Raw genomic sequence first — 13,772 nt, forward strand, 5'->3', positions numbered from 1 at the left:
TTTTTTAAATCCAATAAAAATTACGTACGCTTATCATATCGCTGTGGCACGACATCTCCCGTTTCAAAGAAGTGTTTCAGCATTTTTTCTTTAAATCTTTGAATAACAGGGGCATATTTTTCATCATTAATCTTGTTGCATGTTTCATATGGATCTTCTGTTAATACATAAAACTCGTCTTGTTCATACAAACGGTAGATATATTTATAAGATTGATCCCGAATCATCATAGCCTTCGTATGCTGCGGCATTTTTGTTTGTTCTATCGTTCTAGCCCAATATTCATTACTTGGATCATGACCTGCATCCATACAATGTGATTCCCCTTCTAATCTTCCACCTTCAGAAAAAACTACCTCTCTATGCTCCTCTTTTCCTTCTAATACAGGTTTAAGAGACTTTCCAAAATGAGTATAATCAGGTGTAATACCAGCAATATCTAAGATAGTTGCCTGAATGTCGATTAACTCTGTCAAAGCTGCAGTTACCCTTTGCTTCACTTCCATACCTTTAGCAGGCTTAATAACGAGGGGCACATTTGTTAACATATCTTCAAAGGTATTCTGGTTTTTCTCTGCTATTTCATAATCTCCCGTATAATCACCGTGATCACTAAAGAAAATAAACAAAGTATCATCGTATAGTTTTTTATCCTTTAATGTCGCAATCAGCTCCCCAATATAGTGATCAAGTTCTGTTCCCATCGCATAATAGACGTGTTTCATTTCTCTTAATTGTTCGTCTGACCAATTATATAGCTTCTGGTTTTCTCTTATCCCCCTTAAAATGCTAGGTTTTAGTTTCCACTCTTCTTCTGTAAGGCGAATTGGATTTGGTATATCTTCTTTCTTAATTTGCTCATACCATTTCTGATCTACTTGATAAGGTGGATGAGGAAGACTTAAGGCCAGATAAACACAGAAAGGATTTTCTTCATATCGTTCTTCCTGAAGAAATTCGATGGCATTATTAATTTGTTCCCAATCTAACTTAGCAGGGCTTTCTTTTACTCCCTTAAAATGAGAATAATCGAAGTCTTTGGACTCCTTCTTTTTTGGTTGAGCTTCTCTCATTTTGCGGAAAAATTCTGCATACTGATTATCCCTTGTAGAACAATATTCTGCAACATCAACATCGGCACGTAAAAAATCATTACGTCCGCCCCAATATACGTGATATCCTTCTTTTTTTAATGTCTTTAATATATTCGGATCCTCTTCTCCCATTAAATGGTGCATCGTTCTAAAACCTTTTGTATGTGGATACCAACCTGAAAGAAAGGAACTTCGACTTGGGACACAAACAGGCAGTTGACAATATGCATTCGAAAAACCTACACCATCTTCTACTAAACTATCAATATTGGGCGTTACCGTTGTAGTATTACCTGTATAACTAATGGAATCTGCTCGCCATTGATCTGCTACTATCATTACAATATTTGGCCTTTTCATACCCGCAACAAGAAAGATTATCTTTCTTGTCATCCACCTCCTATTTCAAACTTTTGTTTTTTATAAAAATAAGTGGGAACTAAATTATTCCCACCTATTTACATTACTGTATTAGTTCTTCTATTCTTTTAAGCACCTTGCTTCCTTTTGCCATCGCATAATCTCGGCTGTCAATGACTTCGCATGGCTTCCCATTTGCATCTGCTACTTTCTTTACCGTTCTTAATTTATGACGAATTTGTGGTCCTAATAAAACGACATCAAATCGGTCAATTAAGTTCTCTAGTTGATCAACTGGATGGGCTTCTACTGTCCAATCCGCTTTTTCCGGACCAAACGAATCTCTAATACTTTTTTCTAGGATACTTGTTGAAATTCCGCCTGCACATACTAATAAAATATTCATTATAATACCTCCGTAAGTTTTTCTATTAAGTCTCGCATCGTAATGGTTGTCATTAAATGATCTTGAGCATGGATTAACAATACACTTATTTGAACTCCATCCCCCCCAGCTTCAGCTGCTAATAACGTAGTTTGTTTCTTGTGAGCTTGATTTAATTCTTCTTTCGCTAACAACATAAGTTCGTTTATTTTATCTTTCTTTTTAGGCTTTATATAATCCATTGATTCTAAAATGTATGCTCTTGCATTTCCACTATATAGGATAATTTCCATACACAGTTGTTCTAAATTCATTTTTGTCTCTTCCATCTTCGCTTTCATTCCTTCCTTATTGGACGCTTATGCCACTTTCTTGATCATTACTTCTTGCTGTCATTTGTTCTTCCTCTTGTTCTTCTTTCATCATGTCTTTCTCAAAACTCTTATGAAATGGATAATATATAGCAATGTCCACAAGAATGATTATCAAGGCAACCAATCCTGCTTTCACAGATGCAGAAGCTGCCATCGCAATTAAGATAACTGGTGTTTGGGCTGGTACATTTAAGATAGGATAATTAATAAAATGGAACCAATCAAATGCTGCATAAGTAATTATTGTATTAATAACCGGCACAGTAACAAACGGTATGAACAATTTCGTATTAAAAGGTATTGGTGTTCCGAACATCGTTGGTTCACTAATATTAAACACAGAAGGAATAAAGCCAATTCTTCCTATTTGCTTCAACCCTTTAGATTTACTAAAAAAATTAAGGAAAGCTAGAGCAAAGATTCCTGCTCCTCCAATCAAAATAAATCCAAAGTGTACCGGTGTAGTAAATACCTTGTCATAAGGAAGCCCAGCTGAATAGTTATTAAGATTCTCAACGATATTTTGAAGTTCTATCGGTAATATAATGGGCATAATGATACTTCCGCCATGTATTCCCATAAACCAAAATAAGTTTATTATGAGCATGAACAAACCAACTAAAAATACATTATCAAAATTATTTACAAGCGGACTAAAGATAGTAGTAATTAATTCAGGAAGCTTCACTCCAAATAAAGCAGTTAATATACCGTTAATAAGGATGAAAACCAATACCGTGACAATACCTGGTAAAATTGCATTAAATGAAGTTTTCACATAAATCGGTACAGAATCAGGAAATTTAATGCCTATATCTTTCACATGAAATAACCGAATGATTTCTACAACAATTATCGAAATAATAATCCCTGAAAATATACCCGTAGCGCCAAATGCACTCATATTAACTTGTAAGGTGGCAACATCATTAATCAGTATAGAAGTTGGCTCTCCTACAATGAAAAAATAAATCATCAGACTAGTAATTAGGGCACCCAGCTCATTCAGCTTATAATGTTTGGCTAAATTATATGTCAACCCCATTGTGAAAGCGATGCCAATTATTCCAGTAGAAATATCATTTATTCCTCTTATCCATAAATGATTGTCCCCCCAATTCGCCCAACCTACAAGCATCTTAGCAAATATACTCTCTGAATCAAAAACTACTTCAGGAATCGGCGGCTTCCCAATAATAACTCCTAAGGCTCCAACAATAGTCAGTGTAAGCGTAGCCAAAATACCTGTCATAATAGCCTTTAAATAACGATTGCTCGATGCCCAATCTGCTACTGGCCCCATAACCTTCTCTATATTTCCCATCATTTTATCAAACATTTTTATTCCCCCTTTATCTTTTATTTTGTTTTAACTTCTATCTTCATTATAGATAAGCACCATATTAGTTCCATTTAGATATTTACCAGATAAACTGGAAAAAGAAAAAGACATGCTTTTTACATGCCTTTTTTACTTTATATATGAAAATATGAGTTAGCGAACTCCCATGCTGTGTCAATGTTTGGCTGATATTTTCCCAGGTTGGCTGATTCCTCTCCCACTTTGGCTGATATTTTCCTAGGTTGGCTGATTTCTCCCTTACTTTGGCTGATATTTTCCCAGGTTGGCTGATTTCTCCCTTACTTTGGCTGATATTTTCCTAGTTTTGGCTGATTCCTCCTCCACTTTGGCTGATATTTTCCCAGGTTGGCTGATTCCTCCTCCACTTTGCCTGATATTTTCTCAGTTTGGCTGATTCCTCCCTCACCTTGCCCAATAATTAATGGATAATGAGTACATTTTCATTCTCTACTCATCATCCATTCGAATATTTATCCTGATTGCTTATGGGTTTTGATACTTTCTTCCTCTATTTTCTCCTATACTTCGCAAATTCATTCTTACTAGCATTTTAGCAGCTGTTTCACGTGAGGATATGTTGGCAAATTGCCGGAATTCTTTATTTGTAATAGTGGCTTTTATTAATAAAAAATAATCGTTCACTGTTTGGTGATGGGCATTTTTGTCATATGTGTGGCAGTGAGGACAGAACCATTTGCGTTTTTGACGTATCATCGCAAATTTTTCGCATGCTGGGCATTGTACACCTGTGATGAGGTCACTTTGTGGGATTCCATATTTTCTTAGTAGATCGATACTTTCAGGAGTGTTATTTTTCAAGAGATTTTTGGATACTTTGCGGAGGAGCTTCCCTTCTACCACAGTCACTTTATATTTTTGAGAGAGATTGTCCCATTTTTCTAAAAAACTATGACTGTGAATGACTTTATCTCTGATAGCTGGACTTCCTTTTAATATAGTAGATGAACTGCTGAATATTATGATGAATTCGATGGGGATTGGCGGGAGATTATGCAGTTGAAAGTACTTTTGCAATTGACGTTGGTGCCTTTTTGCTTGGGAAATTGGATTCGAATAGCCTTCTACCTTTTCATCTACTTTGCGAATCATCTGATTAAAGTTGGAGTCAATCTCTACTTCTCCATAATAGTTTTTGCATTCGACAATAAGAGCAAATTTTTGCGTGAGGATGAGATAGTCCATCTGGAAATATGTTTTTCCATCGTAGAGGCGAAGATTATGAATGATGAGGCAATCTTTGTCTGGCAAAAATTGAAAGTAATACTTCATATCTTTCTCACCCCGATAGCCTGCTAACAATTTCCTTAAATCTTCCATTACATTCGGTCTAAGCTTATACGTTTCTTTTAATCTTTTGATTAGAATTTCCGTAGTTTTTAATCTATTGCTCTTACCAATTTCGTTTATAAACAATTTACCACTTCCTTTCTCTATTTCATTTATTCTATTTGTTTGCTTGAAAATCCTTTTTTTGGTGGGGAGAGGGATTGGGGTTGGCTGATATTTTCCTAGTTTGGCTGATTCCACCCTCACTTTGGCTGATATTTTCCCAGTTTGGCTGATTCCAACCTCACTTTGGCTGATTCCTACTCTACTTTGGCTGATATCCCCCGCACTTTGGCTGATTCCACCCCAACTTCGACTGATATCCGCTGATTTCCTCGCCTGCTTCAGCAAAACCCACCCCAATCAAGCCAATTCTCCCCATATTTCAATCCATTCACATCAAACTTCTCCAACCACCCCGCTCAATTAGTCAAACTATCTTAAAACTCTTCATAAACAGCTGGATCTTGATCGGCAATTCGCCCGTCAGCACGGGTTAGGATGGAAATTTTATCCATTTCGTCTTCGTTCAGTTTAAAATCGAATATCTCTAAGTTTTCTTGTTGGCGTTGAGGGGAGCTTGATTTTGGGATTGGTAATGCTCCTAGTTGGGTGTGCCATCTAAGGATGACTTGGGATATTGTTTTTCCATGGGCTTCTGCTATTTGTTTAATTGTTTCGTTTTCTAACACGTTATTGGCGCGGCCGAGCGGGCTCCATGATTCGGTTACAATACCGTTTGCTTTATCGTAGGCCAGTTGTTCTTTTTGAGAGAAAAATGGGTGGAGCTCTACTTGATTAATGCTTGGCAGTACGCCGGTTTCTTTTTTCAAGCGGTCGAGATGCTCTGGCAGGAAGTTACATACGCCGATGGAGCGGATGAGTCCCCATTTTTGGGCATCAATTAAGGCTTGCCATGCCTCTACATATAAGTCTGTTTTTGGGTTTGGCCAGTGAATTAGGAATAAATCGTAATAATCTAATTTGGTGCGGTATAGTGATTCTTGGATGGTATAGATGGCTTTGTCGTATTGATGATGGCGTCCTGGAAGTTTGGAGGTAATAAATAACTGTTGTCTGCTTACGGTGCTACGGCGAACTGCTTCTCCAACTGCGCCTTCATTTTCGTAATTGAATGCAGAATCTAGTAACCGATAGCCTATGTCAATTGCTGATGTCATGGCCTGAACCCCAGTTGCTCCTCGTAAATTATAAGTACCAAGACCAATTGCTGGAATAACAAGACCGTCATTAAGCGTGATTTGTGGAATAGTTGTATGCATGATTAATATCCTCCTTCTATGAATTAGAAAAGATTTCCTCTTCAAAAAAAGTATAGTGGAAACCTAGTAGCTAATTCTAGTGATATGCTTTCAGCAAGTTATCTTTACTTCAAAATATTTCTTCATTTTCCGAGACTGTATGTTAAAATATAGGATATATATTAAAAATTGTATAGGGAGGGAAAAGTATGAAAAGCACAGGAATTGTTCGTAAAGTGGATGAATTGGGTCGTATTGTTATTCCAAGAGAATTGCGAAGAACATTAGGAATTGAAATTAAAGATCCTTTAGAAATTTTTGTCGAAGGGGAAAAAATTGTCTTCCAAAAATATAAAGCTTTTGAAGAATGTGCCATTACAGGAGAAGTCTCCCCCGATAATATCACGGTTGGGAATGGAAAGCTTGTGTTAAGTAAAGAAGGCGCAGCATTATTAATGAAAGAGTTGGAAACTGTCTTTGCAAGTGAATCACAGAAGTAAACTTTATAATAGGACAATTCCACCTTTTTCAATCACAGCGGAATTGTCTTTTTCTATGGAAATCGATTCATTAAGAAGGGCAGACTCTCGCCTAGGAGGAACTGCAGACTACTACATTTCTTCCTAATTTCTTCGCCTTATATAGCATTTGGTCACTCTCTTTTATTAATTCGTCTAGTGATTTCCCCGCAGAAAGACCACCTATTCCAACAGAAACGGTTACTTTTCCATTAGGCTGTGTCTCTTCCCCAAAGAATCGATACTCTTCCACATTTTTCCGAAATCGCTCGGCAATAGTTGCAGCTGTTTGCATATTCGTTATTTTGGTAAAGCACATTATAAATTCTTCGCCGCCATATCGAGCAAACACGTCTTCTTGTCTCATCGTATCATTTAATAACTGTGCAATCGTACGTAGTACAGCATCACCAGCTGGATGCCCATGGGTATCGTTATATTTTTTAAAATAATCCACATCCATCATGGCAATGACAATGGGAACATTATGCTGCATTAATTTTTCAACATTGGTCCGAAAAAAACGAAGATTGTATAAATCGGTCATACTATCATGTCTTGAATAATATTCTAGTTCTTTTCGTAATAATTGTTTTCTACTTACCCCATTTTGCATAAAAAAAATGCTGAGAACGGCAATGAACTCGAATACTATCAGGACAATTACTGTCATAAACGAAACATGAGTTGTCTGCAGAATAAGGAATAACCTTAAGATCTGGTAGCAGAAAAATGCGCTTAGCATATGCTTCATATTTACAATGGAATATGGTGGATTATGGGACTTCTTATTTTGAAAAAAAGCGCCTATTATAAAGGGCAGGATGATTGCCTGAAATATTCCTTCCATTACAACGGTTCCACCAAGCTGATAACGATATAAAGCCGGTAGGATGGTCGAGATTAATCCACATTTCCATCCCAATAAATAAGAAATATAAAAAATCGGAACACCTCGTAAATCCAATCGCACCTCCCCATAAATTAGTGGTTCCCACATGGCTGCAATACTTAATAGACTAACAACGATTGGAGTAACCCACATATACTTGAGAATATTTTTATATCGCAAGACAAGATATTCTTTTAACTGAAGTGCCAAAAACATAAAAGCAATTATTAATGTCATATTATTTAAAAAGGCATGGAACGTTATTTTAATGTCAATCACCCTATTTTCATGTTATCTCTTGTTGAATTGCGAATGATTATCCACTCTAGTTACATGGAAACTATTCCTACTTTTGTCCCTGTAAAAGATGCTTATTCCTAGGGGATATTTATTCAAGAGGATTTATAGAGGAATCACTTTACACATTTGAAAGGAAGTATCCCAAAACGAGCAATTAATGACGCGGTGCAAAAACCATTATCATTACACCTATTAAACAAATTCCTGCCCCTATCCAGTCATATATATCTGGTGTTTTTCTATCTATGCCCCACCCCCATAATACGGAGAGAATAATAAAAATTCCTCCATATGCAGCATATACTCTACCAAAGGACATAAAAGATTGGAAGGTTGCAATAACACCATATAAAACGAGCGATATCCCGCCAAAAATCCCCCAATAATAGGGTTTTCCTTCGCGAAGCCATTGCCAAATAAGATAGCCTCCACCAATTTCGGCTATACCGGCGATGATAAATAGAAGAATTGTCATGTCAAACCACCTAAGATTTTAGTATTTCCTTTATTATACCAAATTGGAGGCAGTTTAATGGTCGCTTTCTCTCCTGCTTCTTTTCAATAATTTCACCGTAAATTGATGAAAGAGAAGGAGCGTGACATAAAGAACTGGATAAGTAAATATAGAATATGATTGCTTCCAACCATTTAAATAGAAGGTACCGCTCCAAATAAATATCGTTTCAAAGATCATGGCAAGGACGACCAAGACAAAAACATAAACTATCTTATTCCTGAGCCTCTTTTTATACGGAAAGCAATTGAGAAAAATAATATTGACCGCAGGGTAAATTCCCAGAATATAGATAAAGCTTTCCCAATCCGGTCCTTTTTCGAAGTAACCATAAATATTATATTTCAAACTAAGATAGATATCTGTTAATAACTGAATTAACATTGCAAATAGTGTTGTTGTCAACATTTCAATAGGAGTTAAACGTTTTGGTATGCTATAGGCTAGCGTATTAAATAAAAGCACAATAAGGATAAGAACGAGCATGGAATAGACTCCAATCTATACTAAAATGTTCTTTCTTATCCTTGCCGAAATCAGATAAATTACTCATCTTCTTGCCATTTCATAAATAGTTTTGTTACTAAATATCCACCAATATATAGGAGCAAATAAATCAAGAAGATATGAAAAAAGTTAACCCATTTATATGGTTCAAATAATCCAATGCTTGTTAACAATGGTTTAAAGCCAAAACCAAAAATGGCTGCTAAAATGACAGCATATAGATAGAAGTTCTTTCCGTGTTTTAATGTCCATTGAAATACTAGCATAACCGCGACTGGAATAATCGACCCATCTAACGAAAAGCTTGGTAAGAAAGGCAGCATCTGGTATGGATAGGCCCATAACCCAAAGCGAATACCAATTGCATCTGCATAGAAAAATAACATATGCACGGCGAATCCAAAGAAACCAATGATGAAAATCCGCTTGCGGTCAATGGTAAAATATAAGACGATCAGGGGAACAACTAACATAAGCAGCACCACCCAAAATTGCCATGAATCTATGCTTGAATACAAACTCCAATACTCTTGCGCCTCTTTTGTATATTTTTCTTGAATGGAAACTAATCGATCAAAAAAGGAACGTTGTTGGTCATTCATCTGATCACCTCAGGAATTATTTTCATTTTTGTAGTATGAGCTTTTTTTTAGAAAATATTTCTCCCCTGCAAAGCTTATTAAATTAGAAGAATAGGGAATGCTTCCATTAATAGAGGTTGGTTCGATTAAGATTAGCACTGGAGGTCCGATATGCATCATCGAATTTGGAATAATCCTGCTTATTTTCGTTATTTATTCTTTATTCTCTTTATCATTAGTATCATTTTAAATCGCTATATTCTGCAAAACCATGATAATTACTTTATTTTATATATATTATGCTCTATTTTTCTGGGACTCGGCTTCTACAATAGCTCTCTTTGGAAAATTGTAATGTTGACGTTTCTAGTCGTTATTTGTAGATTTTTTTTCATTCCGGATCCACATACTTCGTCTATGCTTACTTTTATTACCTATTTATTAACCTACCTTCTTATCACATTCATATCCGTTGCCTTTATGTCCCGTGTGCAAAGAGTGATGGAAGATAATTTAGCTTTAACAAAAGTACTTTCAAACGCACTAGACTCCCGAGATTCCTATACGATGCACCATTCGAAAAACGTCGCAAAATACGCCATGCAAATCGCCAAAAAAATGAAGCTCCCTCATCATTTATGTGAGGTTATTCATATCGGGGGATTACTCCATGATATTGGAAAAATTGGCATCCCAGAATCTTTATTAACAAAACCTGGAAAGTTAACAGAAGAAGAATACGAATTAATAAAAACACATACAACAAAAGGGTATGAAATCATTAAACATGTGAAGCAATATAAAAACAGCGGAATATTAGATATTGTCTTATATCACCACGAGCGTTTTGACGGAAAAGGATATCCACGACAATTAAAAGAAGAAGAAATCCCCTTGCTTGCTCGTATCGTCGCAGTAGCAGACACGTTCGACGCGATGTCTTCTGGACGTGTCTATCGAAAAGAACTTCCTTTAGCGGAAATTCTCCACGAAATTAGGCTGAATAAAGGAAAGCAGTTTGACCCAAACGTAGTCGATGCCTTTCTCGCTCTTTTTGAAGAAGAAAACAAACCATTTACAGCTGATTAATAAATTAGTGATTTCCTTAATAAGATCTCACCAAATCCGTTGACTTCTTTAAAAAAATATGCGAAAATCCAATAGTTCGCATACGAACAGTTCTGATAAAAACTATTAGAAAGGGAGAAAAATTTCAGATGAACGGGTCGTTAAATAATGAATTAATCCGCTCCTATTCTCGCATTAATAAAGCCTATAACCACCTAGTGCACCTTGATGCGAAGAAACTGGATTTAACAGCCGTGCAGCTAAAGACACTGTACAGAATTTATTTCTGCCCTAATATCGGCATTGGAGAACTTGCAACAAAACTATCTTTAACCAAAAGCACCGTTAGTGGCGTTATCGATCGACTATCCCAACGACAATTAATTGAACGAACCATTCCTGAAAACAATCGTCGATCGGTCAACATCCAACTAACTGCAGAAGGTCAGCACGTCATGCAGCAATATTTCGCCGGAACTTCCATTCTAGCGGGCAAAGTGAGAGAAGTTATGCAGCTTCCAGAGGAAGACATAAACAAATTACTTGAGCTAAATGAAAAAATACTGACCATTTTAAATGAAATTGAGGAGGAACAACCATGAATAGTAAACGCATGATTTTATTAAATATTATCCTATTGATTGTGTTAGTTGGCGGAGGGTTTGCCGGCTATTACTTCTACGATCAATCTGTTTCCTATATCAAAACAGATAATGCACAAATTGCTGGACAACAAATCAGCATCGCATCACCAGCAACAGGGAAATTAACGGACTGGAAAGGCGAAGCAGGTACTTCTTTTAACAAAAACCAAAAAATTGGTACTGTAGAAGTTGTAACAGAATCAGGTACAAATAAAATGGATATTACCGTTCCAGAAGATAGTACCCTTGTTCAATCTAGCGCTGTTCCAAATACATTTGTTGCTGCAGGAACTTCCCTTGCTAAAAGCTATGATTTAGAAAATCTATGGGTAACAGCAAATGTCGATGAAACAGATATTAACAAAGTAAAAGTTGGCCAAGAAGTTGATTTATATGTAGATGCCTTCCCAGAGACTGTTTTAACAGGGAAAGTAGACAGCTTGGGACTTGCAACAGCAGGAACATTCTCCCTTCTGCCAAGCAACAACAGCTCAGGAAACTATACAAAAGAAACACAAGTAGTTCCGGTAACAATCTCTATCGATAACTACGGCGGACTAAAACTAATTCCAGGTATGAACGTTTCCGTAAGAATTCATAAGTAGGTGATGGATATGACCACTTACATCACAAGCTATATTATAGGAAGCATCCTCCTCCTGCTGATCATCAATCTTCTTTTACGAAAAAAGAAGACAGTAGCAGAACCAAACCGCGTTATGGAAGATGCCAAGAAGGAAAATGACACTGCGTCATCCCTTACAAAATCAGAGATGGTGAAACAAGAAGAGCCATCGAAGAAAGAAGATGGCGTAGCAGAAGCAATGGAAACAAATGAAGGAATATCCGATGAAGAGGAACGCCTTGCTAATGCGGTCGAATCTAACGAAATAGCGGATGAAGAGGAGCCAGCAGCTGTGGCCAAAGAATCAAAAACAGCAAAAGCGCCTTATAAACCACTTGAAATGGGCGAAGAAATCCACCGCGGCAAAGTGATTATTGCCCTCATGCTAGGTGCATTTGTCGCTATTCTGAACCAAACTTTACTAAATGTGGCCATTCCACATATCATGAACGATTTAAATGTATCAACAAGTACTGTCCAATGGCTGTCCACTGGATATATGCTGACAAATGGAGTGTTTATCCCAATCACCCCATTTTTAATCAATAAACTAGGAACACGGAAACTGCTGATTTCAGCAATCTCCGCGTTTACTATCGGATCCATTGTCTGTGCAACCTCTGTTGGATTTTCGATGCTCCTAATTGGGCGTATCATCCAAGCAGCAGGTGCCGGTTTACTAATGCCACTTTTAATGACCGTCTTTTTAATTATTTTTCCGCCCGAAAAACGCGGAACAGCAATGGGAATTATGGGCGTCGTTATGATTTTCGCCCCAGCCATTGGGCCAACTTTATCAGGCTGGTTAATCGGTCATTATTCTTGGAGAGTTTTATTCGAGCTTGTTATTCCAATTGGCATTCTCGATTTAATTATCGCTATTCTGTGGATGAAGGATGTAACGAAAGTATCCAATCCAGTCTTTGATACAATTGGCTTTATCACTTGTACAGTCGGCCTAGGCTCCTTACTTTATGGTTTCAGTGAAGCAGGAAATAACGGCTGGGATAGCAGAGTAGTTGTTCTTTCTCTTGTTATCGGAGTAATCTTCTTATGCCTCTTCGTCTGGAGAGAACTGACAACAGAAGCGCCAATGGTGGACTTACGTGTATTCAAATATAGTATCTTTACTTTAACAACATTAGTAAGCATGATTGTCAATATGGCAATGTTTGCGGCAATGCTGCTTTTACCAATCTATTTGCAGAATATCCGTGGCTTCACTGCCCTCGATTCAGGATTATTAATGTTGCCAGGTGCGATTGTGATGGGAATCATGTCACCAATTTCCGGTAAACTTTTTGACCGCTTCGGGGCAAGACCACTAGCGATCATCGGTTTAGTCATTACGGTTCTCACCACATGGGGCTTCACTCAATTAACGATGCAGACATCTTATTCTCATCTCATGATGCTTTATATTTTCCGGATGTTCGGGATGTCGTTTATTATGATGACGGTAATGACAGAGGGAATGAACCAGCTTCCATTAAGCTTAACAAGCCATGGGACTGCTGTCTCCAATACAGCAAGAACGGTTGCGGGAAGTATTGGTACTGCCTTCTTAATCACAGTTATGACTAATCGTACCGCTTTTCATTTAGATAACTATAACAACATTATCTCGTCTGCCAACCCATATATTGCAGAGAAATTAGCTCAGCTTGGTCAAGGCTTAGCTGGTCTCACAGGACTTCCGACTGGAGCAGGCCAAACCCTAGCGATTTCTACGATTTATGGAAAAGCAACTCAAGCATCTACAATCAGCGGAATTAATGACGCTTTTATTGTAGCTACAATTATTGCGAGTGTTGCATTAGTGCTATCGTTTTTTATCCGAAGAGCTACTGCAAGTTCGAAATAAAGTTAAAAATAGGAAAAATCCCGAAGCAGAAGATGGTGCTTCGGGATTTTATTTTTTGAAAAGAAAACTGGTTT

The 13,772-nt window shown here is 37.2% G+C and carries 15 protein-coding genes; 5 read left to right on the plus strand and 10 right to left on the minus strand.

Going from position 1 to position 13,772, the window contains the following annotated elements:
• Window positions 1-20: 20 nt before the first annotated feature.
• The 6 genes from C2I06_RS16330 to C2I06_RS16355 form a co-directional block, all read right to left on the minus strand.
• Window positions 21-1,487 (minus strand): sulfatase family protein, encoded by a 1,467-nt coding sequence (locus C2I06_RS16330; RefSeq protein ID WP_235850328.1) that lies wholly within the window; start codon window positions 1,485-1,487, stop codon window positions 21-23.
• A gap of 70 nt (window positions 1,488-1,557) precedes the next feature.
• Window positions 1,558-1,860, minus strand: a complete 303-nt coding sequence (locus C2I06_RS16335; RefSeq protein ID WP_095332574.1) for a PTS sugar transporter subunit IIB — start codon at window positions 1,858-1,860, stop codon at window positions 1,558-1,560.
• Entirely contained in the window at window positions 1,860-2,153 is a 294-nt protein-coding gene (locus C2I06_RS16340; protein ID WP_249877593.1) for a PTS sugar transporter subunit IIA, read from the minus strand. Before C2I06_RS16340 ends, C2I06_RS16335 begins: the two co-directional genes overlap by 1 nt.
• Window positions 2,154-2,187: 34 nt before the next feature.
• The gene (locus C2I06_RS16345) at window positions 2,188-3,552 is read right to left on the minus strand and encodes a PTS sugar transporter subunit IIC (RefSeq protein WP_095332572.1); all 1,365 of its coding nucleotides are present in this window, start codon (window positions 3,550-3,552) and stop codon (window positions 2,188-2,190) included.
• A 507-nt stretch (window positions 3,553-4,059) separates the two neighbouring features.
• Window positions 4,060-5,286 (minus strand): nuclease-related domain-containing protein, encoded by a 1,227-nt coding sequence (locus tag C2I06_RS16350; RefSeq protein ID WP_249928236.1) that lies wholly within the window; start codon window positions 5,284-5,286, stop codon window positions 4,060-4,062.
• A gap of 77 nt (window positions 5,287-5,363) precedes the next feature.
• Window positions 5,364-6,206: an aldo/keto reductase gene (locus C2I06_RS16355; protein ID WP_123258463.1), complete on the minus strand. Its 843-nt coding sequence runs from the start codon at window positions 6,204-6,206 to the stop codon at window positions 5,364-5,366.
• A 188-nt stretch (window positions 6,207-6,394) separates the two neighbouring features.
• Here C2I06_RS16355 and C2I06_RS16360 point away from each other — a divergent pair, with 188 nt between their 5' ends.
• Entirely contained in the window at window positions 6,395-6,685 is a 291-nt protein-coding gene (locus tag C2I06_RS16360) for an AbrB/MazE/SpoVT family DNA-binding domain-containing protein (protein ID WP_047942606.1), read from the plus strand.
• Between the two features lie 91 nt (window positions 6,686-6,776).
• On the opposite strand, the gene C2I06_RS16365 is transcribed toward C2I06_RS16360, so the two are convergent.
• The 4 genes from C2I06_RS16365 to C2I06_RS16380 all read right to left on the minus strand — a co-directional run bounded on the left by C2I06_RS16365 (window position 6,777) and on the right by C2I06_RS16380 (window position 9,518).
• Window positions 6,777-7,874: a GGDEF domain-containing protein gene (locus tag C2I06_RS16365; RefSeq protein ID WP_249877588.1), complete on the minus strand. Its 1,098-nt coding sequence runs from the start codon at window positions 7,872-7,874 to the stop codon at window positions 6,777-6,779.
• Between the two features lie 175 nt (window positions 7,875-8,049).
• Entirely contained in the window at window positions 8,050-8,370 is a 321-nt protein-coding gene (locus C2I06_RS16370; protein WP_123258464.1) for a YnfA family protein, read from the minus strand.
• A 54-nt stretch (window positions 8,371-8,424) separates the two neighbouring features.
• The gene (locus C2I06_RS16375; RefSeq protein WP_095332562.1) at window positions 8,425-8,895 is read right to left on the minus strand and encodes a CBO0543 family protein; all 471 of its coding nucleotides are present in this window, start codon (window positions 8,893-8,895) and stop codon (window positions 8,425-8,427) included.
• 59 nt (window positions 8,896-8,954) lie between these two features.
• Window positions 8,955-9,518, minus strand: coding sequence for a CBO0543 family protein (locus C2I06_RS16380; RefSeq protein ID WP_095332560.1), 564 nt, complete (start codon window positions 9,516-9,518; stop codon window positions 8,955-8,957).
• Between the two features lie 150 nt (window positions 9,519-9,668).
• Here C2I06_RS16380 and C2I06_RS16385 point away from each other — a divergent pair, with 150 nt between their 5' ends.
• The 4 genes from C2I06_RS16385 to C2I06_RS16400 all read left to right on the plus strand — a co-directional run bounded on the left by C2I06_RS16385 (window position 9,669) and on the right by C2I06_RS16400 (window position 13,698).
• The gene (locus C2I06_RS16385) at window positions 9,669-10,586 is read left to right on the plus strand and encodes an HD-GYP domain-containing protein (protein WP_095332558.1); all 918 of its coding nucleotides are present in this window, start codon (window positions 9,669-9,671) and stop codon (window positions 10,584-10,586) included.
• A gap of 128 nt (window positions 10,587-10,714) precedes the next feature.
• Window positions 10,715-11,167 (plus strand): MarR family winged helix-turn-helix transcriptional regulator, encoded by a 453-nt coding sequence (locus tag C2I06_RS16390; protein WP_047942612.1) that lies wholly within the window; start codon window positions 10,715-10,717, stop codon window positions 11,165-11,167.
• Entirely contained in the window at window positions 11,164-11,814 is a 651-nt protein-coding gene (locus C2I06_RS16395) for an HlyD family secretion protein (protein WP_095332556.1), read from the plus strand. Before C2I06_RS16390 ends, C2I06_RS16395 begins: the two co-directional genes overlap by 4 nt.
• 9 nt (window positions 11,815-11,823) lie before the next feature.
• Complete coding sequence (locus tag C2I06_RS16400) at window positions 11,824-13,698, plus strand: DHA2 family efflux MFS transporter permease subunit (protein ID WP_123258465.1); 1,875 nt, start codon at window positions 11,824-11,826, stop codon at window positions 13,696-13,698.
• Window positions 13,699-13,772 lie beyond the last annotated feature (74 nt).

Origin of the sequence: Niallia circulans, from assembly GCF_003726095.1 — a bacterium.
In the GTDB taxonomy this organism is placed as follows: Bacteria; Bacillota; Bacilli; order Bacillales; family Cytobacillaceae; genus Niallia; species Niallia circulans_A.